The organism is Nonomuraea sp. NPDC049655, assembly GCF_044465465.1.
Taxonomy (GTDB): Bacteria; Actinomycetota; Actinomycetes; order Streptosporangiales; family Streptosporangiaceae; genus Nonomuraea.
Genome location: NZ_JBITLS010000003.1, coordinates 730,432 through 754,469, shown reverse-complemented (window position 1 = coordinate 754,469; position 24,038 = coordinate 730,432). Strand labels below are relative to the sequence as shown.

Sequence of the window (24,038 nt, the reverse complement as noted above, 5' to 3'; positions counted from 1 at the left end):
GAGAATTCATGGACAACAACACGTTGAAACGAAGCGAGTACTGGGACCACGACCTATACAGCCCGCGCGTCGCGGCCACCGGCAGCGCCCAGAGTTACACGGACGTGCAGCAGTATCTGCTGCCCATGGAGCAGGCCCGCAACACTGCCTGCCTCACCTGGGGCGTGGCCGGAGGGCTGGTCGTAGAGGCGGCCGCAGTCCCGGATGAGGTGCGGGTCAGCCCGGGCACGGCGATCGACGCGGAAGGGCGCTTGATCGTCGTGCGTCCGGGTGGCGCGGCCGTCGTCGACCCGGCCGCGGACCCGGATCAGATCGACGACATCCTGACCGTGCCCGTCGCCGACGACGGAGTGATGCTCGGGATGGCCGAAGTGACCGGCGACTACCTCTTGACCGCCACCTGGCTCGAAGTGCTGCAGCAGCAACAAGACCCCGAGGATCCCCCTGTCCTCGTGCATGCTCCGTGGTTGCGCCTGATCCCGGTGAACGCCGACGACGGCCGGCAGGTGGTGCTGGCTCGGCTCACGCTGGATGACGGCGATATCACCGCCTTGTCCGTCGGCACGCGTCGCCTCGTGGGCCTGCCCACCGGACGTCTGGAACTGCGGGCCGTCACGGAAACCGCCGAAGGCGCACCTCAGGTCGGGCAACGTGTGATGGCTGAGTTCGCGGCTGACCAGAAAGGTGATGCCACCCTCACTGTGACCTCAGATGGCAGTCCCCGCCGATCGCTCAGCGTCGAAGGCGCGACAGGCAACGTGTCGGTCCATTCAACGCTGTTCGCCCGTGGCGACGCCGACATCGCGGGCAAACTAACCACCCACGCCACTGTCGAGGCCACCGGGGGCATGAACGTCGATGGCTTCCTGAACGCGCTGGGGGGACTGAAGGTCCAAGGCACTCTCCATGCGCAGAGCCTTCTCCAGGCCGATGCGGGACTGATTCTACGCGGCGACCTGGGTGCCTCGGCTGGCATCTGGTGCTACCGGGATGCCAGTGACGCTGGTAGTGCCTTTATCGGCAGGGTGAACGACCTTGTCGGCATCTATAGCAAGCCGATGCAGAGTTGGTTGCTGAGCGTAAACATCACAACCGGCGAAACGGGATTCAGTGCCGGCATGGTTTCCCTCGCTGGTCGACTCGAGGTCAAGGGCACTCTGAAAGCGCTAGGCGCCATGTACGCCCAAGGACCTTTTTCCGCACATGACACCTTCGACGCCATGGCTGGTCTGAACGTACGCGGCGGAGACCTGGACGTGCGAGTGCCAAAGGCATCTCTCGATTGTGAATTCATTGTCAAGGGTGATGCCAACTTTTGGGAGGACGTCTACGTCTTCGGTAGCCAGATCTGTGTGGACAACGATCTCAGGGTGGTGGGGTTTTCGAGACTTGAGGGCGGGTGTAAAATCCTTGGCTCCCTCAGCAAACCTGGCGGAGGTTTCCTCATCGACCATCCGATCGATCCGGCCGGTAAATACCTTTCGCACTCATTTGTCGAATCGCCGGAGATGCTGAATGTGTACTCCGGAGTCGCCGTCACCGACGACCATGGCGAGGTTACCGTCACCCTCCCGGACTTCTTCGAAGCGCTGAACCGCGAACACCGTTTCCAGGTGACCCCGATCGGACAGCTCGCATTGGCCGCCGTGGACGGGAGCGTGCGGGACAACAAATTCACCATACGTACCGACCAGCCGAACGTCACAGTTTCGTGGCAGGCGACCGGCGTCCGTCAGGATCCTTGGGCCATGGCTCATCCCGTCGAGGTGGAAATAGAGAAGCCGGAGGAAGAGCGTGGATCGCTCCTCTACCCGGAGGAGCACGGGTATCCGGCAACCAGGGGAATCAGGAACTATGGATGCGCAGAAGCCGAGAGGAAAAGGATGACCAAATGATGGATCAATTGCGGGAGCGACTCGCGAACCTGACTCAGGAATACCAACTCGGCGAGGCGCAGCTGCGCGACGTGGTTCGGCAGGACGCCCTTCTTCGGGGAGACGCTTCTGCGTATCAGGGGCGCCATACAGGTGCTGGAAGAACCGTGTAAGGCGAAGGATATACGGCAGGCGCCTCCACCCACGCCGGGCGCGTCCTGGACCATCCCCTGATCCGGCCGTGGATGTCCGAAGAGGGGCTCCTGCAGGCCCTCAGCCCACGACTGGTCACACCCGCCGAGACCCCGGTGACCAACATGCGCGAGGTCAAACCCGGCCACACCGTCCTCGTGCGGGACGGGCACGTCACGGAACGCTGCTACTGGCGGCTGGAGAGCGGCCCGCGCACCGACTCCCCGACCAGACCGTGGCGCACCTGGCCCTCGACCCCGGCGCGGGCGTGATGATGTCCGGCGGCATGGACTCCACCGCCGTCGTCGGCCTGGCCGCCATCCTGGGCGACCGCGGGGACGCGCTGCGGACGTACTTGCTGGACCTGGAGGGCGACGACACCGACTTCAGGCCGTCGGCCCTGCGCCCCGCGCCCGGCGGCCCTACGCCAGGCTCGCCGCCGAGGCGCTCGGCACCGACCACCACCCCGTCCGCCTGCCCGGCGGGCGCGTCGGACGGGACAGCCGCGTGCCCGGGGTGGGCCCGTCGCTCAGCTACGCCGGCGTCCGCGATGGCCCCGCCCACGTCCTCGCTCCGCTGGAGCTGTGGCGTCAGGGCTCCGGATCGGTGACGGACGTCGACAGGCGCGGCGGCCGGCGGATGCGCGCCCTGCGGTGGTCGCGGCGGCCCGAGCGCGGCGACCTGCTCCTCCTCGGGCTGTACGCCGACGAGGTGGCCCGCCACGGCCTCGGCGGGCATCAGGTGGCGCCGCTGCGCGTCCACCATCTGATCGAGCTGGACACGTCCCCCGAGACGTACCTGGCCCGCTTCGGCCGCAAGGGCCGCGAGAACATCCGCCGCGGCCTGCGCCGGCACTGGCCCGCCGGTACCGCGTCCGACGTGTCGCCCTGCCGATAATCCGTTACGCCGCGAACCGCCGGTGTCGCCTGATACGGTCTGCCCGTCGCCCGTCCTAAGCGGAGGAGGACCATGCCTGACATCGTGCAGATGCCCGTCGACGGTGCAGAGCCGATCCTGGTCGAGATCGATCGCCGCACCACCCGGGTCGGGCGGGTGCAGGACCAGTTCGACACGGCGGGGGAGAGCCTTCAGCGCAGCCTGTCGCGGGTCCAGGAGATCGCCGGGCACGTCTTCGACAAGCTCTCCGCGCTGCCCCGCAAGCCGGAACGCATCCGCGTGGAGTTCGGCGTGAAGCTGACGGCCGACGCCAACGTCATCCTGACCCGTACGGGCGGCGAGGCCCACTTCCTGATCGAGATGGAGTGGGAGGGCGACCGGACGGGCGGCGATGCCCGCGCCTGACTTCAGCGGGGCCGTCGCCCGCGTCTGGGGGATGGGCGCGGAGCCGGTCGGGTCGGCGTTCCTCGTGGGCCCCCGCACCCTGCTGACCTGCACGCACGTGCTGGCGCACACGCGTGGCAGCCGCAGGAGGCGTCCCAGCCTGCCACGCGCAGGGTGGGAGGTCGAGGTCGACTTCCCACAGTCAGGCGGTGACCGCCTGTGGGCGTGCGCCGTCGTCGTCGAGCCCGCCGACGGGCTGCACGGCGACATCTCTGTCCTGGAGCTGGCCGACGAGCCGCCGCCGGGCCTCGGCAGGCTTGTCCTGCATCCCCTCGACGACCTGCAAGGCCGCGACTGCCGTACGTTCGGATACCCCGCGGACTTCCCCGACGGCGCCTCGGCGCAGGGGCGGCTGCGCGGGGTGGTCGGCGACGGCTGGCTGGAGATGATCACCGAGGAGGTCGAGCGCGGCTTCAGCGGCGGGCCCGTCTGGGTGGAGGACCTCAGCGGCGTCGTCGGGATGGTCGTCGCCAGGCATGGCACCGGACGCGCCTACGCCGTTCCGGTCCGAAGCCTGTTCGAGGCCCACCCGCCGCTGCGCGAGATGGCCCTGCCGCCCTCGCCCTTCCGCGGGCTGCGCCCCTTCGAGCAGCAGGACGCGCCGGTGTTCGCCGGGCGTGACGAGCTCGCCGACGATCTCGCCGGCGTGGTCCGTCGTCACTCCCTGACGGTCGTGTCCGGCGTCTCGGGCGTGGGAAAGACGTCGCTCGTGCGCGGCGGGGTGCTGCCCAGGCTGTCCGCGCTCGGCTACGCGACCTCCGCCGTACGTCTCCACCCCCGCGTCGACCTCGCGGCCGAGATCGCCCGTGGCCTGCTGATCGGCGGCGAACCGGCCCCCAACCGGGTGCGCGACGAGGTGGCCAGGTCGCCTGCCGCCGAGGCCATGGCCGTCCTGACGCGGAGCTGCGGGGCGGCCCGCCTGGCGCTGGCGCTCGACCAGCTCGACGAGGTGCTCGCCGCCGACCCGCGGGCCGCCGCCGAGATCGACGCGTTCGTCCGCGAGCTGACCGGCGACAGGCCGCCCGCCGTGAGCGTCGTGGTGACCGTACGGGAGACGTTCCGTGGCCTGGCCGCCGCCCACACCCCGGCGATCTACGAGGCGTGGGACGCGCGCGGCCGGGTGGTGGACCAGCCGAATGAGCGCCAGCTGGAGCTGATGATCCGCGAACCGTTGCGCACGGTCGGGTGCGCCGTCGACGAGGCCCTGGTCAACCAGCTCATCACCGACGTCCGGGACAGCTCGTCGGCGCTGCCGCTGGCCGAGGAGACCCTCTCGACCCTGTACCAGCGCCAGCGGGCCGGACGGCTCGTCATCGACGAGTACCAGAACGTCGGCGGGGTCACCGGAGCCCTGCGAAAACGCGCCGACGAGGTCGTCGCCCGCTCCCAGAGCCTCGGGTACGACCCCCGCGGCCTGCTGGTCCAGCTCGTACGCCCGGACGACCCCGCCGGAGGGCGCAAGCCGCAGGACGTCCGCCGCGTCGCGGACCGCGAGGACCTGGACGAGCGGCAGTGGGCGACGGCCGAGCACCTGGCCGAGGCGCGGCTGGTCGTCACCACCGGCGCCGATCCGGCGGGCCCGGGCACGGCCGAGCTGGCCCACCAGGTGCTCATCGACAAGTGGCCCCAGCTGCGTGACTGGGTGGACGAGACGCGCGCGTTCCGGGTGTGGCAGGAGGGCCTGCGCACCGCGCTGCACCGGTGGCGTACCGCCGAGCCGGGCCGTGAGCGCCGCCTGGCACTGCTGAGCGGCACCGAACTGCGCCATGCGGTGCGCTGGTCCCGGCTCAAGGGCGAGGAGCTGCCGCCGCACGAGCGCGCGTTCGTCAAGCGTCCGTGAGCCACCGGGCAGCGCGCAGACGACGGCTGGTCGCGGCGATCGGCGTCGTCGCCGCCGTCCTCGCGGCCGTCACCGTCGTCCTGCTCGACAGGAACGCCCGGCTGAACGAGCGGCGGGAGGTCGCGGCGGCCGGCAGCCAGTTGCTGGCCAGGGCGCAACGGGAGACCAGCCCGCTCCAGGTCCTGCGCCTGGGCGCGGCGGCGCTGGCCCTGCGGCCCGACACCGCCTCCAGGTCCGCGCTGGTCTCGGCGCTGACCACCACGCACTACGCCGCCGGCCTGCCCGGCACCGCCTCGCGCATCTCCGCCCTGGCCTACGCGCCGGGCGGGCGGACGCTGGCCACCGGCGGCTCCGACGGTTCGCTGATCCTGTGGGACGTCGCCGACACGCGGGCCGCCCGGCGCCTGTCCACGATGACCGGCTGCGACCCGGGCACGGAGACCAGGTCCGTGGCGTTCGGCAGGGACGGGCACGTCCTCGCCCAGCTCACCCGCCAGTCGTCGGCGTGCCTGTGGGACGTTCGGGACCCGGCGAACCCCCGGCTGCTGAGCCGCGTGCCCACCGACGCGCTGGTCCTCACCTTCAGCCCGGACGGCGGCACGCTCGCGCTGGGCGACTACAAGACGGTCAAGCTGATGGATGTCGAGGACCCGGCCAGGCCGGTCACCCTGTCGGCCTCCGAAGGGCACCACGACGTCGTCGTCCATCTCGCGTACAGCGCGAACGGCAGGCTCCTGGCCAGCGCCCGCGACGGCGTGATCCTGTGGGACGTGTCCCGCCCCCGCCGCCCGGTACGCCTGGCCACCATCGCCAGGCCGCTCTACCTCGACGCGCTGGCCATGAGCCCCAAGGGGGGATCGCCTGGTCGCCGCCGAGAACAACGGCAACCTCATCGCCTGGGACCTCCGCGACCCCCGCCACCCCCGGGTGACCGCGCGCTGGACCGGCCACCACGCATCCGTCTACTCCCTGGCCTACTCCCCGGATGGCACGACCGTGGCCAGCGCGGGCCAGGACCACGCCGCCGTCCTGTGGGACGTAACCCCGGCCACCCCGGTCAGGCGGACGACGTTCGCCACCACCGGATCGCCCGGCGCCGTCGCGTTCAACCCGGCCGGCACCCAGATCGCGGCCGGCGAGGACACCGGGGTGACGACCCTGTGGAACGTGCACGCTCCCGCCGAGCCGCGCGCCGTGGCCACCATCGCCACCGGCACGGCCGCCACCGCCGGACATGGCCGCCTGATGGCCGTGGCGGGCGAGCCGAGCCTCCTGTACGACCTGACCGACCCCGCCCGGCCCAGGGTCGTCGGCCGCCTGCCCGCCGGTCCTGCGGACACCGCGGTCGCCGTCAGCCCAGACGGGAGCACGGTCGCGACGGCCTCGCGGAAGGGGGCGGTGTCGCTGTGGGACGTCGCCGACGTCTCCCGCCCGCGCCTGCTGAGCACGATCCCCGGCCGTACCGGGCGACTGGTGTTCGGCCCCGACGGGCGCACGCTGGCCGTGAACGTGGGCGTCGGGTCCGGGTTCGAGCTGTGGACGGTCGCCGACCGCCGCGCGCCCGCCCGCCTCGGCGTCGTCACGGACCCCGCTGGGCAGGGGATCGCGACGATGGCCTTCGGCCCGGACGGCAGGTCCCTGGCGGTCGGCGGCATGTACGACGTGAGCGCCCTGTGGGACGTCGGCGACCCCGCCCGCCCGGTACGGACGTCCCCCATCCCTCCCGATCCCGCCGTGCCGCCTTCCACCATCGGCCCTCCGCGCCAGGTGGCCGTGGCCTTCAGCCCCGGCAGGCGGCTCGTCGCCGCCGGGGAGAGGAACGGCACCATCCTGCTGTGGGATACGACCGACCTGGCCCGTCCCGCGCTCGTCACGAGGATCACCGATCAGACGGGCGAGATCCTCTCGATCGACTTCAGCCCCGACGGGCGCATGCTCGCCGCGGGCAGCCACGACAGGACGCTGATGGTCTGGGACGTCAGCGACGTCACTGCGGCGCAGCGCCTGACCTCCGTGACCGCGTACGACAACGACTTCTCCCGGCTCGCCTTTGGCCCGGACGCCGGCACGCTCGTCACCGTGAACGACCGGAACACCGCCACCGTCCGGGACGTCAGCGCCCTGCGTGACGCCGTACGCGACCCCCGTGGCCTGGCCTGCGGCCTGGTGGGCGAGCTCATCCCGACGGCGTGGGCGCGGATGGTGCCGGCCGTGCCGTTCCGGCACACATGTAACTCATGACGGCCATGAAACAGTGATTCGGTCCGGCATTTAAGCGAGAGGCGAAACAGTTCGCGGCCTTTCGCGAAAGCAGGGTTGACGCCCAAGCGACCCAGGAGCCGCTCGATGAGCATTCGTGCCCGGATCATGGCCGTTGTCGCTTTATGCCTTCCCTTTCTGGTCGTGTCGCCGCCCGCGGCGCACGCCGGCGATCCGTCCCAGATCTGCGCGGTCTGGTTCACCGTCGGCACCGGCAAAGACGGCCTGCGCAGCGACTCCAGAGAGGTCATCAGCCTGGCCGGGCAGGACTTCGTCTTCGCCGACTCCAACGGCGACGGAGAGCCGGACAGCAACCCGTACCACCAGGGCGGCACGGGTGACAGCGGCTACGACCAATTCGTCTGGGACGCCAAACTTCCCACCTGTGTGCCGAGATCGGCCCTAGGGGACGGCTTCACGATCCGGCACATCACCGAGTCCGAGTGGGCCGACAACTGGGACCTGCGCACGTTCGAAGTCGCCGACGCCCTCACTGGGCACGTGTTCTTCCGTGCCGGTCACGCGGGAAGGCGGCTGCACCGCTTCTACAAGAACCAGTTCCAGGTCTGGAACTCGAACCTGGCGAACCCCGTCGAGGAGAAGGCCACGGCCGACATCTGCCGGCTGACGTTCGCCGTCACCACCGGTTTCGAGGACGGGATCCGCGACGACTCCACCGAGATCATCCGCCTGGCCGGGCGCCGCGTCGTCTTCGACGACTCCAACGGCGACGGAGAGCCCGACGCCCATCCGTTCCACCTGGGCGGAACCGGCGATCTCGGCCGCGCCACGTTCGAGTGGAACGGCACCCTCACGCCCTGCGTGCCCCGGCGCGACCTGGTGCAGGGCTTCGAGTTCGAGCACATCTCCCGGGACAACAACTACGAGATCGACGCCGACAACTGGGATCTGGCCGGACTGGTCGTCCTCGACCGGGACTCCGGCAGGACGTACTTCGCCTCCCCGCCGGGACGCGACCAGAACCTCAACCGCTTCGACCTGCACGCCAACCGCGTCTGGAACACCAACCAGGCCCGCAGCACCTCCGACGCCGACACCGACGGGGACGGCCTGAAGGACGACTGGGAGATCCACGGCCGCGACAGCGACGGCGACCACGACGTCGACGTCAACCTGCCCGAGATGGGCGCCGACCCCCGGCACAAGGACATCTACCTCGAACTCGACTGGGAGCAGGGCCAGGCGCCCTCCCACGCCGGGATCGCCGCGGTCAAGAAGGCCTTCGCGCTCGCGCCCGCCGACGCGGGACACGACGCCAACGCGATCCCGACGGACGGGACACCCCGGGGCAAGTCCGCCCCACCCAACCCCGACGGGCGTCCCGGCATCACCCTGCACGTGGACGCGGGCAACCGCATCGACCCTTCGGCGAGCGAAGGCGTACTGGCCTTCACCTGCGCGGACGGTCTCGACAACGGGACGGACGGCTTCGTCGACGGCTCCGACCTCGACTGCGTGAGCGAGGACACGTACGTGGAGGACCCGCCGAGCCCACCCACCTGCGGCAACGGCCGTGACGACGACCGCGACGGGCGCGCCGACGCCGATGACGACGACTGCCTGATCGGCGACCGGCTGCACCCGGACGACCAGCGCGGCGGCCAGGTGTTACCCACGGTCGCCGCCTGCAACCTGGGCAGCAACTACATTGCCGCCGCGGGCGCGAACTTCGACTCCAGCCGCGGCAGGCTCTTCCACTACGGGATCCTGGCGGCGCCCCCACCGGGCTGCCTGAACGGGGGACAAGCCGAGACGGGCGGCCACTACATGCTCATGCTGAGCCCGCACCCCGCGGTGCTCATGCACGAACTGGGCCACAACCTGAACCTCCGCCACGGCGGCGCCGACGACGTCAACTGCAAACCCAACTACGTCAGCGTGATGAACTACGACAACAGCGCCGGAATCCGGCGCGTCAGCGGCGGCACCATCATCGACTACTCGCCGCCGCGTCTCGCCTTCGACGGCCTGCGACGCGGCCAGGCCCCGCTGCCGATCCTGCACGAGGACGCCCTGAGCGAGACGGCCGTCCAGGACCCGACGGACGACGCCAACCGGTTCATGTTCGTCGACTCCACCGGCCACAAGATCCCGAACGACCTGGACGCGCCCGCCGAGTGGGACCCGTCCGACACCGTGCCGATGCCCCACGTCAACGTCAACACCGCCGACCTCGTCACCGGCGAGCCCCGCGACTGCGCGGGGAACATCTCCAGGACCGACGAACTGCGCGGTCACGACGACTGGGCCCGCATCTCACTGCCGTTCGCGCACTTCATCGGGCGGACCGGGGAAGCGGCGACCGAGCCGGAGCTCTCGCCGACCACCGAGGAGATGGACCGGGCCCGGCAGGCGGACGCCATCACCGACCTCGGAGTGACCCTCGCCGCCGACCACGATCCGGTCATCTCGGGCACTCACCTGCTCTACACGGCCACCCTCACCAACCACGGCCGCAACCCGGCTATGTCGGCAATCCTCACCGGCACGCTGCCCGCCGAGGTCACCTTCGTGCGCGCCGACCCGTCCTGCTCGGTCGCTGGCCGCACGGTGACGTGCCGCGTCGGACTGGTACGCGCGGGCGCCTCCCGGACCGTGAACCTGACGGTACGCGTGAACCCCGGCACGACCGCCCCGCTCACCGCCCGGGTCCTGGTGGACGACCTCAAGGGGGCCGATCCCGTCGGCGTCGACGACGAGGCCACGCTGACCACCCGCGTGGTGGCGCCGACGGTCGCTCATCCCATCACGATCGATCCGACCCGGTTGTCCTACACCGACTTCGGCGTCCCCGGCCACGGCTGGCACGACGGCCGTGCCGTGACGAAGCTGTCGCTGCTGCCCGGGGAGTACACCTACCTGGTCCCGGTCGGAGGCGACGGCGCGAGGTTCCGGGTGACGGCCGAAGGCACGGTCGACTACGACGATCCGCGACTGCTGGCCGGTCAGGGCACCTCGACGCTGACGGCACGCGGTTTCGCGGTGGACTTCGACGGCACCGGCCTGTCCTACGCCGACCTCGGCGTCTCCGGGACGGGCTGGTGGGACACCCGGCAGGTGCGGACGTTGTGCCTGTTCCCCGGCCCGCACAGCTACCTGGCCGCCGGGGTGACCAGCGTGCCGTTCCGCATCAGCGGCGGCGGCCTGATCGACTACGACACCGCCTACGACAGAGTGATCTCGGGCGCCGGCACCCGCACGCTGACCGCGCACGGCCGGCCCGTCACCGTCGACGGCACCGGTCTGTCCTATGCCAGTTTCGGTGTCACCGCGACGGGTTACCACGACGCCCGCCAGCCCCGCGTCCTGAGTCTGCTCCCCGGCCCGCACGCCTACCTCGCGCCCGGAGTGTCCGCGCCGAGCCCGCAGTTCCGCGTCGGCGCCGACGGCCGGGTCACCGTGGACGCCGAGTGGTCGGCGCAGCTCACCGGGACGGGCACGACGACGCTGACCGCAACCGGCCTGCCCGTCACGGTCGACGCCACGGCGGTGACCTACCCGCAGTTCGGCGTCTCGGGGGCGGGCTGGAGGGAGACCCGCGTGGCCCAGCCACTGCGCCTGTTCCCGGGCGGGCACACGTACCTGACGGCCTCGAACGCGGCGACGCCGTTCACGGTGCGGAGCCCGGGACTCGTCGACTACGCTCCGCAGTACGACACGGTGTTCGACGGCCGCGGCACGGGCACCCTCCGGACGCTCGACCCGGCCGCGCCTCCTCGGTGATCAGCCGCCCTGTCAGCGTTCGCCGGTGTGCGACGGTCGTGGCGAGCCTCAAGATCAGCAGCGAAGGCAGCGGCGCCGCGAGTGGATGCTCCTCATTGTCGGCCTCGTCGCCGGGGGGCTCCTCTCCATCCCGATCGGCATCTGGATCAACCTGATCACCTGAAAGCCCCTCACCCGGCTCCCACCTTCGACGACCAAGCCGGGAATCCTCCAGCACTTCGCGGCCTACTCTCTGCCCTCAGCCGCGCCGAGGCGAAGACCAGCGGGGAGAACCTCGGCATGGCACAACGGCGGGAGAGCTGATCGAGCCCGCGGTCGGCATCTCAAGCTACGTGGATGCGCAGGTCCGATGACGAGTCGAGGAGTTGTGCGACACCTTGGCCTGGCCCCATGCCACGGGTCCGGTCGTCACGGCCTGATTCGATGGCGGTCGGAGGACTCCAGAGACACACCGCATGGCGTGGCCACCTAGCCAGGGCCTGCCGGAGTTGTGATCAATGGTGTCGGGTTCGGGCCGGTAAGGGGCTGTGGGCTGGGAGAGCACCCGGCGGGGTGCGACGCGCTGTCATGCCGCCCGCAGGCGCCGCACAGCCTGCCGAATCGCCGTCGGCAGGAACCCCGCACCGACGCTGACCGCGGCCGCCGCGACGGCCAGCAGGGTCGACCGCCAGGGCCAGGCCGCCCCGGTGAGCGTCAGGTGGGCGGAGGGGTACTCCGAGAACTTCGCCGTGACCCGGGCCGTGGAGCGGTCGCTGTGGCGGGCGAGGTCACGCAGGACCGGATCAAAGCCGAACTCACCGGCATGCCGTCCCCCGCCGGGCAGTTCGACGGCCAGGTTGTTGCGGTGCGCCCAGGTGCGCAGCGACGTGTCGACGGCCGACACATCCGCGACGCCCGGCACCACGAAGCGGTCCACTCCGTGGGAGCTGGAACCTGTCGGCTGGGCGATCAGGACGAGGCCGTGACGAGTGGTGACTGTGCCACGGCTGCCGAGGACCACCGTACGTGCGCTGAAGGACACCCCGCCGTACGCTTCGAAGGCGGCTGCGGCGTCGATCTCATCGACGCCGTCGACCAGGCCGATCCCCACCGTGGAGCGCCGCCAGGGGAACGCGGCGTTCAGCGGGTACGGCAGGTCGCCGAGTGTGAGGTGGTTGGCCGGGATCGTGGTCGGCCCGTCCAGAGTCCAGCCCGGATACGACAGCCCCTTCCCGATTCGGGCGGCTTCGCCGTTGCCTGCCAGTTCCTCCACGACCCGTAGGGCTCCGACCGTACCGGAGGTGACGCCGGCGGTGGTGGTGACCCGGCCGTCCTGCACATACCGCTGGCCGCGCTTCCAGTGCACCCGGGGGTAATCGCGCTTCAGGGAGCCGATGTTGGACCAGAAGGAGGTCGCGTCCCGGCCGTCCAGCAGGCCGGAGGCCGCCAGCAGCTCCGAGCCCGCGCATACTCCCAGAACACGCGCGCCCTTGCGGTGCCGCTCCACGATCCACTCCCGCAGCCGCGCCTCCTTGGCGTCGGCCGGTTCGGTCACCGCGGGCACGACGACCACATCGGGCTCAGGGATCGCTCCCCGTCCCACCTCGGCCAACGTGTGGTCGGGCAGGAGATGGGCTCCGCCGGACAGCGGGGAGACGCGGCGCTGGGCTGCCACGGTGTAGACGAAGAACTTCTCCGACTCGGCGAACACCCGGTACGGCGCCATCACGTCGGTGGCCACGGACCCCTCGTTGCTGACCACCACGGCCACCGTGATCCGGCCGGTCGGCACGGCCCGCGCGGTCGGCCACGCACGCGCGTCCGATGCGGTCGGTGCGGGGGCGAAACTGTCCGCCATCGACATGCTGACCCCCGCGAAGGCGATCCCGGCGAACGACGCCACCGACAGCGCCGTGCCCATGAGCACCCAACCCGCACGGCGGACCACCCGACGCCCCCCATTCAATCTTGACACGACGTACCTCCATAGCGGTCGATCGATGGCGGTGCGGCACACGCAACCGCCCCCACGGGGAGAACAAGAAAGGAAGTGGCCGAGGGAAGGCGTCAGGAGCCGTTCCCGGCGGGCGTTTCAGCCGGCGGGGCGCAACTGCGCGCGGAGTCGGGACGGCGAAATGCCGAAGCTCGCGGTGACCAGGCGGCGCAACTGCCGTGCGTCACGGAAGCCGCAACGGGCAGCGATCGTCTCCACCGTCAGGTCGGTGTCCGTCAGCAGGGCACGGGCCCGTTCCAGGCGCAGCCGGCGCTGGTAGGCCAGCGGAGTGATCCCGGTGGCCGTGGTGAAGGCCCGCGTCAGACCACGCGGCGACAGATGGGCAACGGCGGCGAGCTCGTCGAGGGAGTGCGGGGCATCCAGGTTCTGAGCCAGGTGGTCCTGCACCCGGTGCACGGCGGGCTGCAGATGGTCGCGATAGCGCAGGAATGGGCTGATCTGGGCAGCATCGCCGTCCCGCCGTAGATAGAGCACCAGCTCACGGGCGACGGCAGCGGCCAGTTCCGGGCCGTGGTCGCGTTCGACGAGGGACAGTGCAAGGTCGATCCCGGAGGAGATGCCCGCGCTGGTACTGATGCGACCGTCGTGAACGTACAGGGCCGCCTCGCGGACCCGGGCTGCCGGATACCGCTCGCGCATCGCTCCGGTCAGCGACCAGTGCGTCGTGCACGCCCGGCCATCCAGCAGCCCCGCCTCCCCCAGGGCCGCGGCGCCGCTGCACACCGATGCCACCCGTGCCCCCGCGTCATAAGCCTCCCGCAGCCATCGCACTGCGGCGCTCGACACCAGTCGGTCGGATCCGGTCAGTCGTGGCCCCGGTACCAGCACCAGATCACCCGGTCCCGCCTGTGTCGCCGCGAGCGCCTGGAGCCCAGCGAGCTCCAGCCCCTGCGCCGAGCGCACCCCACCGGTCTCGGCGACGTACTCCAGCCGGTAGCAGCCGCCCAAGTGGGCTGCCGCACAGAAGACCTGGACCGGGCCGCCGAGATCCAACAGGTTCACCTCGGGCAGCACCAGCACGACCACCCGTCCCGTACGCCCGCTCGTCACGTCACTCACACGGACACAGTAGGCAAGCTCCACCGATGCCCACGAGGGCAACCAGCGCCGGAGACCGGACGGATCAGGCATTGCGAGGTCCGGGCCCGGCGGCCCGGCGAGGCCGCGCCTGACCTCGATGCTCTCGCCGTCGTGGCGGCAGACTGCGCCCTCGTCACGGAGCTGCCGTCCAGACCTGGGGTTGTCCCTGTGTGACCCGACCGGCGCCCAGCCCCTGGCGTAGAGCCGGACGTGGGACCCGAGCGGTGCGGCTGCGTCATGCCCGATGTACGACGTGCCGTCAGGGGCCGAGAGTGCTGAGGATGAGATCGGTCAGGGCGGTGACGGCGTCGTCGGTGGTGGCTCGGCCGCGGTTGATCTCGGCGGCAAGGGCCTCTGCGGCGCCGAGGGTGCCGACGCAGCGCAGCCGGAGGGCTTCGGCGGTGAGGCGGGAGTGGGGTCGCAGGGCGGTGGCCATCAGATTCGTGTAGTGGTCGAGCAGGTCGTGCTGGGTTGCCTCCAGGGCCGGGCTTCCCTTGAGGGCGGCGGAGATGGCGGTGAGTTCCGGCATGTCGGTGGCGCACGTGAAGTAGGCCTCGCTCATGACGCGGGCGACCTCGGGCGCGGTGGGATCGGCGTCCTGCAGGGCCTGGGCCAGCCTGGTCCGGTACTGGTCATCCAGGCGCAGGTAGAGGGCGAGCAGCAGGCCGTGGCGCGTGGCGAAGTGGTCGTAGACGATTGGCCGGCTGACCTGGGCGGCTTCGGCGAGGGTGGGCAGGGTGAGGTCGTCGGCGCCCCGGGTGCGCACGATCGAGGTGGCGGCGTCGAGCAGTTGCTCGCGTCTGGCCGCCTTGGACAGGCGGGTCGATGGGCTGGCCATGGTCCTCCCCTTTGCATGCGGGCTCCAGCTTAAGCTACAAAAGGTAGGCTACAAAATGTAGCTTGATCAGGAGGAGTCACACATGGGCAAGTCAGTGCTGATCATGGGTGGGTCGGGACAGGCGGGCAGGGGCACGGCCGTGCTCCTGCGGCGCTGGTATCCGGCGCTGCCGCTGACCATCGCCGCTCGCGATCTCGACCGTGCCCGGCGGGTCGCCGACGAACTGGGCAACGCCACGGCCCTCACCTTCGACCTGCGGCGTGGCGATCTCGGGCTCTCGGGAGAGCACGGCCATGCGGCGGTGGTCGCTGCCGTGCGTGATTCGCACCTCAACGGGTTGCGCTTCGCGCAGGATCGCGGCGTGCCGTACCTGAGCATCTCCAACGGTTTGGTGGACATCGCGCCGGAGGTCGTCGCGGGCGCCCAGCGGGCGGCGGCCGCACCGATCCTGGTGGCCAGCCACTACCTGGCCGGGCTCGTCGTACTGGCCGCGATGGAGTCGGCCCGGGAGTTCGAGCGGGTCGACACGGTACGGGTGGCGGCGGTGCTGGACGAACGCGATGGCGGCGGGCCTGCGGCCATCGCCGATCTGGAGCGGCTGATGGATGTCACCTCGGCGGGGCTGGTGCGCCGTGACGGCGATTTCATCTGGGTGGCCGGCGCCGATGCGCAGGTGGAGGTGTCCAGCACGGACGGGGTCGTGCTGCCCGGCCAGACGATCGCCACCTTGGACGTGCCCAGTCTCGCGCTCGCGACGGGCGCGCCGAATGTCCGCTTCGATTTCGCGGTCGGGGAATCGGCCAGTAGGCGGCGCGGCGCGGCGCCTACGACCGAGGTCCGCATCGAGCTGGAGGGAAGTGCGGCGGCGGGCACGCCGCTCAGCAGGAGCCAATGGCTGGTGCATCCTGAAGGCCAGCGTCCGCTGACCGCGCTCGGTATCGCTCTGGGAGTGGAACGACTGCTCGGCCTGCGCGGCCGCCCGGTGACGCCGGGCCTGTACACGCCCGAGGCGCTGGTCGACCCGGCCTACGCGGTCGAGCGCATGGCGGAGCTCGGCACGCTGCGGCTCTAGCCGGAGAACGACAGAACGGGCTGTGGAGTTCGAGTGGTGGCGGGGCGGCGGCGCAGGTGGTAGGCGCGGGCCAGGGTGAGCAATATCGGGCCCCACAGCGCCGTCGGGGTGATGGACACCATCGCCAGCGCCTGCCACCAGCCATTCTCGTACGCCACGCTGCCGGCGACTCCGACCCAGGAGAGCACCATCCAGACCGAGACCGCGGTCAAGAGCAGCCCACCGGGCGCTCAGCGACGAGAGACTGGCCCTCCCCATCCGGGTCTCGGTCTGGCTCATGCTCCTCTTCGCTCAGCCGATCACACGGGTCGTTCGCCGCACGCTCGACGACCTCATCTCGCTCGACGGCGAACTCCACGTGCGACTTGGAGATCCGCCCACACCAGTCCCCGAGCCCTTCGCAAGCCTTTTGCTCCAACCGGCCGACGAACGGCCCCATCTGAACACCGCCACCAGCCCCGCCGCCCGCTGGCTCTTTCCCGGCCGCCGAGCTGACCAACCCGCCAGCCCGGGGGCCGTTCACGGCTACTGGCGCCCGACACCGGCCATCGCTGACCGTCCGGCTTGCCGCGTTTGTCAAATGGGTGTCACCAGAGATGTACTGCCTTCCGGAAAGCTGATCATCCGATCAGGCACGAGGGAGGACCGGTGGACTTCGCGATCCTGGGCACCATTCGCCTCAATGGTCCCGGCGGCCGGATCCGTCTCAGCCGCAAGCAGCGGGCCGTGATCGCGGTCCTGCTGCTCCACCCGAACGCGACCGTTTCCACCGAACGCCTGATCGGCGCCCTCTGGGACGACCCGCCCCGCTCGGCACTGTCCAACGTCCAGACCTACGTCCATCAGCTCCGCCGCTCCCTGGAGGGCAGCGGCCTGTGGCTGGCGACCGAGGGGTCGGGGTACGCCTGCGAGGTCCCGCCGGAGCGTCTGGACCTGCTGGTGTTCGAGGAGGGCGTACGCCGGGCGCGCAGGGAACGGGCGAACGGCGACCTGGTGGCGGCCGAGCGGCAGTACGCGGCCGCGGTCGCCTTGTGGCGCGGAACCCCGGCCGAGGACGTACCGCTCAGCGGGGCCGTGGCGCCGCGGATCACCGAGCTGGAGGAGCAGCTGGCGGTGGCCAGATCGGAGTGGATCGACGTACGGCTCGCGCTCGGCCACGACGGCCTCGCCGCCGAACTGCGTACCCTCGTCGCCGCCCACCCGCTGCGTGAGCGGTTGCGCGAGCAGCTCGTGGTCGCCCTGCACCGCAGCGGGCGGCGGGACGAGGCCCTCGACGCCTTCCGCGAGGCGCGTGAGCTGCTGGTGGCCGAGCTGGGCATCGAGCCGGGCCCGGAACTGCGCCGCCTGCACGCCGCGCTGCTCTCCGGCGACGCCGATCGCCGTTCGCCGCTGCTCCCCGGCGAGACCGATCACCACTCGTCACCGGTCGGCGAGACCGGGCGCCACTCGCCGCCACCGAAGTCGAAAGGAGAGGGCGGCCGTCATTCGCCGCCGCCGACCGCGGACGCCGACCGGCACGGCAGACCGTCTTCCGCGGACGCCGACCGGCACGGCATGCCGCCTTTCGCGGACGTCGAAGCAAGCGCGCGGCCGATGGCGTTCCGGGGGCTGTGCCAGTTACCCGGCGACACCGCGGACTTCGTCGGGCGTGCGGGAGAGATCGCCGAGCTGCTGGAGCTGCTGCGGGCGGGCGCGGATCGGCTCGGTCCGCCCATCGTGGTCGTGTCCGGTCTGCCCGGCGTGGGCAAGACCACGCTCGCCGTACGACTGGCGCACCTGTTGCGAGCCGATTATCCCGACGGGCAGCTCTTCGTCCGGCTCGGACGGGACGCGCGCGGCCCCCGGGAGCCCGGCGAGCTGCTGGACGTGCTGCTGCGCTCGCTCGGCCTCGACGGCGCGCTCATCCCCGTCCCGGTCGAGGAACGCGCGGGACTGCTGCGTCAGCGGCTGGCCGACCGGGCGGTGCTCCTCGTGCTGGACGACGCCGTCGAGGAGGATCAGCTCCGCCACCTGCTGCCGGGCACCGCACGCGGCGCCGTCCTGGTGACCTCCCGTTCTCCGCTGCCCGCCCTGGAAGGTGCCGTACGGCTCACGCTCGACCTCCCTGACGAGAAGGACGCCAGGCTCCTGCTGGAACGCGTGGCGGGCCCGGACCGCATCGGTTCGGCGCCCGGCGCGGCCGAGCAGATCCTGCGTTCCTGCGGCCGGTTGCCGCTGGCCATCCGGGTCGCGGGAGCCCGCCTGGCGACCCGGCCGGTCTGGCCGGTCAGCGAGTTCGCCACCCGGTTGGCCGGACGAGGCCTGGACGAGCTGGTCGTCGGCGGGCTGGACGTGCGCGCGACGTTCGAGCCGAGCTACGCGGCGCTGCCGGACCCGGCCAGGCGCGTGTTCCGGCTGCTGGGCCTGGCCGGGCTGGACAGCGTGGCGGAGTGGTCGGTCGCGGCCCTCCTCAGACCACCCGCCACGGAAACGGCCGCGGCGCCCGCCAGCCCGCCTGCCTCGGACGCGGACGCGGACAAGCCGGGGCCGGCCCCGCCGGCGGCGGATGCGGACAAGCTCGCGCTGGAGGCCGATGCGGCGCTGGAGACGCTGGTCGCGCGGGGCATGCTCACCTCGACCGAGGTGGACGGGGCCGGACAGCCCCGCTACCGGCTGCACGACCTGCTGCGGGTGTACGCGCGGGAACGGGCGCAGGCGGAGGAGACCCCCGAGGGGCGGCGTGCGGCGCTCACCTGGCACGTGCTGGAATGCCTGCGGCGTACCCGGGCCGCCACGCGCCGCCTGCCGATCCTCCTCGCCCCGCCGTACGAGCGGGAGCCGGAGGAGGGACCGGCGCCTGACGTACGGGTGAGCGAGATGTGGCTGGCGGCCGAGCGGCGTACGCTGATGCTCGCCCTCAGCACCGCCGCCGAGCTGGGCCTGAACGACGTGGCGGCCGAGCTGGGGCACCACCTCACCAGCTATTTGATCATGGATCGGTTCCTGGCCGACGCCGAGCGGGTCCAGCGGATCGTGATCGGGCTGGGCGATGAGCGCGCCGCGCTGCGGGCCCGGCTGCTGCTGGCCACGGTGGAGATCGAATGGGGCCGGTTCCCATCGGCCGAGACCATGTGCGGCGTGCTGCTGGCGGAGTTCGGCCGAGCCGGCGACAGGCATGGAGCGGCGTACGCGCTGATCGTCAGGGCCGCCGCGCGGCACGGCATGGGCCGTCTGGACGAGGCGCTGGCCGACGCGTACGCCTGCCTCGACCTGATGGCGGCTCACGGCGACGCCGCAGGGCTGGCGTACGCGTGGACCTGGCCTGTCTGGATCCACGTCGAGCGCGGTGAGCACGGGCGGGCCGTGGAGATCGCCAGAGCGCGGCTGGAGGTGACCGACAAGGACGACTACGCCATCCGCGGCAACCTGCTGCGCGGCCTCGGCACCGCCCTCCACCAGCGGGGCGAGACGGCGGAGGCCGTCGTCCGCTACCGGGAGGGCCTGCTGGCGGCGCAGGCGCTCGGCGATCGCGCCGAGACGAGCAAGGCGCTGCGTCGGCTGGGGGAGGCACTGGGTGCGCTGGGCCGCTTCGACGAGGCGGCCGAGACACTGGCGGCGAGCCTGCGGCTGTTCGTGGTGAGCGGCGACACCCTGGGCGAGGCGCTGGCCGGGCACACGCTCGGCGTCGTGCGCCTGCGCCAGGGCGAGCCCCGCCGGGCGGTGGCGGACCTGCGGGCCGCGCTGGAACGGCTCGGCGGCGACGGGCCTCCGGTGTGGCGAGCCCGCGTCCTCAGGGAGCTGGGCCGGGCCTACGCCCTGCTGGGGCGGCACGAGGAGGCCGCGGCGGCGTGGCGCGGCTCCCTCGTCCTGTTCGGCGACGCGGCGGAGGGGCGGGAGGTGGCCGCGTTCCTGGCGCCCTGACCGACGCTATTCGCCGAGCCGCCACACGACCGGCACGCCCTGCGTTCCCGCCAGCCTGGCCTCCTTGCGCGCCAGCCCCGGTGTGGCGCCCTCGGCGACCAGCACGCCCTCGGGCGACAGGGCGGCCCACATCCCGGCGGGCGCGTCGGCCACCTCCAACGCCCGGTTCACCTCCAACGCCCGGTTCACCTCCAACGCCCGGTTCACCTCCGGCCGGGCCGGGGCGGGCGTCCGGCGGGCCCGCCACCGCCGCCAGTACAGCCACTGCACGACGATCAACGGCCCGAGCACGGTCAACAGCGGCAGCAACCGGCCATGGGACAGGACGAAGGCGATGGACAGAGCCAGCAGGACGGCCTCCAGGGCGGCGGCACACCACGCGGCCGCCTTCCCGTACGCCCGCAGCGCCACCACCGGCCAGATCGACAACATCAGGCAGTCGCCGAGCCCGATGAGGGCGGGATCGTCGCCATGGGAGGAGGCCAGCACGGGCGCGAACGGCAGCCCCTGCATCCGCTGGACGAAGTCGGCGGTGAGCGACGTCAGCCCGGTGGCCAGCGTGTCGTACAGGGTGAGGGCGGCGGCCAGCGCGGCCACCTGCGCGGGCGTGATCGCCGCCTGCACCCACATGTTCACCACGCCGACGACGAGCAGGATCAGCAGGGCGTCGTTGATCACAAGGAGCGCGGCCGGCCAGCCCAGCGCGAAGGCGGTGACGTCGGCGGCGCACAGGAGCAGGGCGGCGATCATGCCCCACCGGCCGCCCAGCACGGGGGCGAGGGTGAGCTGGGTCAACGTCAGGACCACGAGCCCGAAGATCGACACGACGACGCCCGTGGGCAGGTGCAGATACGCGAACGGCATCACGACCAGCGTCACCACCATGACCGCGATGTCCGCGCCCACCATCCGGCCGACCGGCGGTCTGGGCATGACGTAACGGCGCAGGTACGCGGCGGTGAGCGCGACGGCCGCAGCGACGAGGGCGTACAGGGCGAGCACGTACGAGGTCATCACAGTCCTCGCTCGAAGCTGATCTCCAGCAGGTCCGTGCGCAGCCGGCAGGGCGCGGGCAGGTCCTCGGCGGTCTCGACCAGAACGATGCCGGTCAGGGGCAGCCCGTGGGCGCGCTCCTCCAGCCGGCCGAGCAGGCCCTGCTCGGCCTTGCCCGCGACGACGTACAGGACGGTGTCCTCCAGGGCGTACCGGGTGGGCAGCGGCAGCGCGTGCTCGGCCTGCAGCAGGTCCAGCACGTCACGCGTGGTCAGCCCGCCGGGCGACCTGCGGCCGAGCACCCGCGAGGTGGCGGGCAGGGCGGCGAGGGCGCACGTCGGGGCCTCGGCCAGAACCTGGACGAGGTCGCCGGTGACGTACCTGAGCAGGAGCGTGGTGTCGCGAAACGCGGAGTACGGCGTCACGACGATCGTGCCGACCTCTCCGGGGGCGGCGGGGGCCAGGGTCTCGGGGTCGAGTATCTCGACCAGGCCCTGGTCGGCGGACAGGTGCAGATGACCGTCGGGGCAGACGCGGCCGGACACCGGGGCGATCTCGGTCATGCCGTACCCGTCGCGGACCTCGGCCCCGAACGCGTGCTCCGCCCGCTCGCGCAGCGCGTCGGTGAGGACCTCGCCGCCGGACCAGATGGTGGTCAGCGCGAAGTCGGCGGCCCGCCAGCCGCCCCGCTCGGCCTCCTGCACGAGCGCCGCGAGGTGGGAGGCCGGCACGTTGAGGTGGGACATCTGCGCGCGCTTGCCCGGTACGTGCAGCGGAGTGGCCAGCCGGTCGAGCGTGGCGGCCGGGTCGATGGTGCCCAGGTGGGCGAACACGGCCCCGGTACGGGTGACGGCCCGTTCGGTGAGGATCTGCGCGACGGACCGCGAGCTGCTCGCGTTGGCCCACACGTCGTCCGTGCGCACGTTCCCGGACATCATGAGCGAGAGCGCCGACAGGCACGACAGCAGCTCGATCTCGTAGGCGGAGAACCACACCAGCGTGGGCGTGCCCGTCGTGCCCGTCGTGTGCGCGAGCACGGATGGCTTGGCCAGGTCGGAGACGAACGCCGCCGGCCTGCCGCGCAGGTCCGCCTTGGAGGTGGGGGCGATCGAGGACAGGGTTTGCGGGGTGATCGAGGCCGGGTCCACGCCGTGCTCCGCGAACCAGCGCCGGTAGTAGGGGCTCTCCGCCGCCGCGTGGGCCACCGTGCGCCGCAGCCGCCGCCGGGTGAGGTCCTCCTGGAGCTCGGGGTCGTTGCCCGCGATCAGGTCGTCGGCGCCCTCGCCGGGCGAGCCGAACGTCTCCAGCGTCTCGCGCATGTCGTCGACCAGCGTGTAGACGTCCCGCAGCCGGAACCTGCGCCCCGACATCATCGACCAGGCGTAGCCGAGCTGGCGTACCGCGGTGCCGAACACGCCGCTTTCCTCCCGTCGTGGTGTCCCCCGGGAGAGAGCTCCCGGGGGATCACTCGCTGTTCGTCAGACCTGCAGCCCGAAGATGGCGCTGGACAGGGTGCTGACGGCGTACTTCGCGTAACGACGGGCGGTCTTGACCATGACGAACTCCCAGTTCCTCAGGGGGCGCACCGATCGCGCCCTCTGCGATCAAGAGTGGGAGCCGCTGCCAGAGATCCCCTACACAGTCGCTACAAACTCATTACAAACAGCTGGTCGCGCCCCTGTCCGCGCTACAACGCCCGCGGCCTACACCTGTCGGCGGGGTTGCGTTCGACGATGTCCAAGGCGATCCCCAGGCCGGCGCCATGAGCGACGACCGTGTTCCCGTGGGCTGAGGCCGCGAGCACGACGACCGCGCGCACGTCTACGGCCACTTGTCGGTGCCGCCGTCGCGCCCTTGGGCCCGCCGGCCGAGGGGTGCGCGGCCTTCCACGCCGCGAGGACCGGTAACACTACAAATCCACACGATCACATGACGACATCACGGATGGAGGCTCATGTAGGCACTCTCAGAGGCTCCAGGGCGGCCAGGACGAGGTCGAGGCCGAAGGTGAACTCCTCCGCCGGGTCGTAGCCGGCGGCGGCGAGCACCGCGGCGGACTCGTTGAGGTAGGGGAACTCGTCAGGAGGAAGCTGGGGCAGGAAGACGTCCTCGGTCATGTCCGCGAACTCATCGGCGGTGTCGAACGGCAGGCTGGCCTCCTGCAGGGCGAAACCGTAGACATAGCTGTCGAGCAACCAGTTGGCGTGCGTCGCCATCAAGACCGGGAAGCCGGCCCTCCGCAGGCAGGCGGTGACCGCTTCGCGGTGGCGGAGGTTCGCGGGCCCCGGCGATGTCCGCGACTCCATCAGGCTGATCGCCCACGGGTGACGTGCGAGAACCTGCCGGGCGGATACCGCCCGCCGTCGCATCGCGGACTGCCAGTCGGTCTCTTCGGGCGGGAGCTCGATCTCCTCGAACACGACGTCGATCATGGCGTCCAGCAACTCTTCCTTGTTCGCCACGTAGTAGTAAAGCGACATCGCGCCCGCGCCGAGCGCGCCGGCCAGCCGGCGCATGCTCAGCCCGTCGACCCCCTCGCGGTCGGCGAGCCGGACCGCCTCGACCACCACCCGTTGCCTGCTCAGCGCCGCGTCTGACGCCACCGGGCGTTGTTCCTTCGCAGACACGGGTCTCCTCTCGCTCGCTCGAACGGCTTGACAATCGTCCAGCGCACGGTCATGGTACAGCGTACTACCCGTAGTACGCTGTACGACGTACGGTGTACGAACCAGCCGGAGTCGTTGCTCGGACGTGAGGAGGCTTGTGGGAATCGAACAGCGGTCGAGTGCCGGAGCACGCCTGGCGCCGGGGCGAGTCCGGGCCGGGACAACGACGATGCGGGCCGCCGACCAGCACCGTTACGGCCTGCCCTCAGCGCTCGAGTCGTCCGAGGTCCGGGCTACCGCTGCCCG

18 protein-coding genes and 1 pseudogene are annotated in these 24,038 nt (G+C 71.4%); 10 read left to right on the top strand and 9 right to left on the bottom strand.

Annotation, left to right across the window (positions count from 1 at the left end; translation table 11 throughout):
- The first annotated feature begins 8 nt into the window (after positions 1–8).
- From ACIBQ6_RS13285 to ACIBQ6_RS13265, 5 genes are all read left to right on the top strand, one after another.
- Positions 9–1,895, top strand: a complete 1,887-nt coding sequence (locus ACIBQ6_RS13285) for a hypothetical protein (protein WP_397211921.1) — start codon at positions 9–11, stop codon at positions 1,893–1,895.
- Positions 1,896–2,119: 224 nt separating this feature from the next.
- Complete coding sequence (locus ACIBQ6_RS13280; RefSeq protein WP_397211919.1) at positions 2,120–2,338, top strand: hypothetical protein; 219 nt, start codon at positions 2,120–2,122, stop codon at positions 2,336–2,338.
- A 235-nt stretch (positions 2,339–2,573) separates the two neighbouring features.
- Entirely contained in the window at positions 2,574–2,963 is a 390-nt protein-coding gene (locus ACIBQ6_RS13275) for a hypothetical protein (protein ID WP_397211917.1), read from the top strand.
- A gap of 72 nt (positions 2,964–3,035) precedes the next feature.
- Positions 3,036–3,368 carry a CU044_2847 family protein gene (locus ACIBQ6_RS13270; RefSeq protein ID WP_352331082.1) on the top strand — a complete coding sequence of 111 codons (333 nt, stop codon included), beginning with the start codon at positions 3,036–3,038 and terminating at the stop codon, positions 3,366–3,368.
- Positions 3,355–5,247, top strand: coding sequence for a trypsin-like peptidase domain-containing protein (locus ACIBQ6_RS13265; protein WP_397211915.1), 1,893 nt, complete (start codon positions 3,355–3,357; stop codon positions 5,245–5,247). The genes ACIBQ6_RS13270 and ACIBQ6_RS13265 overlap by 14 nt, the downstream gene beginning before the upstream one ends.
- Here ACIBQ6_RS13265 and ACIBQ6_RS13260 read toward each other — a convergent pair.
- Entirely contained in the window at positions 5,234–5,509 is a 276-nt protein-coding gene (locus tag ACIBQ6_RS13260) for a hypothetical protein (protein WP_397211913.1), read from the bottom strand. The genes ACIBQ6_RS13265 and ACIBQ6_RS13260 overlap by 14 nt on opposite strands.
- On the opposite strand from ACIBQ6_RS13260, the pseudogene ACIBQ6_RS13255 reads away from it, so the two are divergent.
- Positions 5,451–5,579, top strand: a pseudogene (locus ACIBQ6_RS13255) (hypothetical protein); the annotation flags it as partial. The gene ACIBQ6_RS13260 and the pseudogene ACIBQ6_RS13255 overlap by 59 nt on opposite strands.
- On the opposite strand, the gene ACIBQ6_RS13250 reads toward ACIBQ6_RS13255, so the two are convergent.
- Positions 5,561–5,809, bottom strand: a complete 249-nt coding sequence (locus tag ACIBQ6_RS13250) for a hypothetical protein (RefSeq protein ID WP_397211911.1) — start codon at positions 5,807–5,809, stop codon at positions 5,561–5,563. The pseudogene ACIBQ6_RS13255 and the gene ACIBQ6_RS13250 overlap by 19 nt on opposite strands.
- 365 nt (positions 5,810–6,174) lie before the next feature.
- Between ACIBQ6_RS13250 and ACIBQ6_RS13245 the strand changes: the two genes are divergently transcribed.
- Both ACIBQ6_RS13245 and ACIBQ6_RS13240 read left to right on the top strand, forming a co-directional pair.
- The gene (locus ACIBQ6_RS13245) at positions 6,175–7,488 is read left to right on the top strand and encodes a WD40 repeat domain-containing protein (RefSeq protein ID WP_397211909.1); all 1,314 of its coding nucleotides are present in this window, start codon (positions 6,175–6,177) and stop codon (positions 7,486–7,488) included.
- Between the two features lie 105 nt (positions 7,489–7,593).
- Positions 7,594–11,250 carry a hypothetical protein gene (locus ACIBQ6_RS13240; RefSeq protein WP_397211907.1) on the top strand — a complete coding sequence of 1,219 codons (3,657 nt, stop codon included), beginning with the start codon at positions 7,594–7,596 and terminating at the stop codon, positions 11,248–11,250.
- A 565-nt stretch (positions 11,251–11,815) separates the two neighbouring features.
- On the opposite strand, the gene ACIBQ6_RS13235 is transcribed toward ACIBQ6_RS13240, so the two are convergent.
- The 3 genes from ACIBQ6_RS13235 to ACIBQ6_RS13225 all read right to left on the bottom strand — a co-directional run bounded on the left by ACIBQ6_RS13235 (position 11,816) and on the right by ACIBQ6_RS13225 (position 15,161).
- Positions 11,816–13,177 (bottom strand): DJ-1/PfpI family protein, encoded by a 1,362-nt coding sequence (locus ACIBQ6_RS13235; RefSeq protein WP_397211905.1) that lies wholly within the window; start codon positions 13,175–13,177, stop codon positions 11,816–11,818.
- Between the two features lie 144 nt (positions 13,178–13,321).
- Positions 13,322–14,302: a GlxA family transcriptional regulator gene (locus ACIBQ6_RS13230; RefSeq protein ID WP_397211903.1), complete on the bottom strand. Its 981-nt coding sequence runs from the start codon at positions 14,300–14,302 to the stop codon at positions 13,322–13,324.
- Between the two features lie 280 nt (positions 14,303–14,582).
- On the bottom strand, positions 14,583–15,161 hold the full coding sequence (locus ACIBQ6_RS13225) for a TetR/AcrR family transcriptional regulator (protein ID WP_397211901.1): 579 nt from the start codon (positions 15,159–15,161) through the stop codon (positions 14,583–14,585).
- An 82-nt stretch (positions 15,162–15,243) separates the two neighbouring features.
- Here ACIBQ6_RS13225 and ACIBQ6_RS13220 point away from each other — a divergent pair, with 82 nt between their 5' ends.
- The gene (locus tag ACIBQ6_RS13220) at positions 15,244–16,233 is read left to right on the top strand and encodes a hypothetical protein (RefSeq protein ID WP_397211899.1); all 990 of its coding nucleotides are present in this window, start codon (positions 15,244–15,246) and stop codon (positions 16,231–16,233) included.
- On the opposite strand, the gene ACIBQ6_RS13215 is transcribed toward ACIBQ6_RS13220, so the two are convergent.
- Positions 16,230–16,445, bottom strand: a complete 216-nt coding sequence (locus tag ACIBQ6_RS13215; RefSeq protein WP_397211897.1) for a hypothetical protein — start codon at positions 16,443–16,445, stop codon at positions 16,230–16,232. The two genes, ACIBQ6_RS13220 and ACIBQ6_RS13215, sit on opposite strands and share 4 nt — an antisense overlap.
- 436 nt (positions 16,446–16,881) lie before the next feature.
- Between ACIBQ6_RS13215 and ACIBQ6_RS13210 the strand changes: the two genes are divergently transcribed.
- Positions 16,882–20,133, top strand: a complete 3,252-nt coding sequence (locus tag ACIBQ6_RS13210) for an AfsR/SARP family transcriptional regulator (RefSeq protein ID WP_397211895.1) — start codon at positions 16,882–16,884, stop codon at positions 20,131–20,133.
- Positions 20,134–20,139: 6 nt separating this feature from the next.
- On the opposite strand, the gene ACIBQ6_RS13205 is transcribed toward ACIBQ6_RS13210, so the two are convergent.
- From ACIBQ6_RS13205 to ACIBQ6_RS13195, 3 genes are all read right to left on the bottom strand, one after another.
- Positions 20,140–21,147: a hypothetical protein gene (locus ACIBQ6_RS13205; protein ID WP_397211893.1), complete on the bottom strand. Its 1,008-nt coding sequence runs from the start codon at positions 21,145–21,147 to the stop codon at positions 20,140–20,142.
- Positions 21,147–22,541, bottom strand: coding sequence for a phenylacetate--CoA ligase family protein (locus ACIBQ6_RS13200; protein WP_397211891.1), 1,395 nt, complete (start codon positions 22,539–22,541; stop codon positions 21,147–21,149). Before ACIBQ6_RS13200 ends, ACIBQ6_RS13205 begins: the two co-directional genes overlap by 1 nt.
- A gap of 537 nt (positions 22,542–23,078) precedes the next feature.
- Entirely contained in the window at positions 23,079–23,729 is a 651-nt protein-coding gene (locus tag ACIBQ6_RS13195) for a TetR/AcrR family transcriptional regulator C-terminal domain-containing protein (protein ID WP_397211889.1), read from the bottom strand.
- Positions 23,730–24,038 lie beyond the last annotated feature (309 nt).

Excerpts from the sequence above, each read along its gene's own strand:
- ACIBQ6_RS13285 (WP_397211921.1), top strand. The coding sequence starts at position 9 with ATGGACAACAACACGTTGAAACGAAGCGAGTACTGGGACCACGACCTA.
- ACIBQ6_RS13280 (WP_397211919.1), top strand. The coding sequence starts at position 2,120 with ATGTCCGAAGAGGGGCTCCTGCAGGCCCTCAGCCCACGACTGGTCACA.
- ACIBQ6_RS13270 (WP_352331082.1), top strand. The coding sequence starts at position 3,036 with ATGCCTGACATCGTGCAGATGCCCGTCGACGGTGCAGAGCCGATCCTG.
- ACIBQ6_RS13265 (WP_397211915.1), top strand. The coding sequence starts at position 3,355 with ATGCCCGCGCCTGACTTCAGCGGGGCCGTCGCCCGCGTCTGGGGGATG.
- ACIBQ6_RS13240 (WP_397211907.1), top strand. The coding sequence starts at position 7,594 with ATGAGCATTCGTGCCCGGATCATGGCCGTTGTCGCTTTATGCCTTCCC.
- ACIBQ6_RS13225 (WP_397211901.1), bottom strand. The coding sequence starts at position 15,161 with ATGGCCAGCCCATCGACCCGCCTGTCCAAGGCGGCCAGACGCGAGCAA.
- ACIBQ6_RS13220 (WP_397211899.1), top strand. The coding sequence starts at position 15,244 with ATGGGCAAGTCAGTGCTGATCATGGGTGGGTCGGGACAGGCGGGCAGG.
- ACIBQ6_RS13205 (WP_397211893.1), bottom strand. The coding sequence starts at position 21,147 with ATGACCTCGTACGTGCTCGCCCTGTACGCCCTCGTCGCTGCGGCCGTC.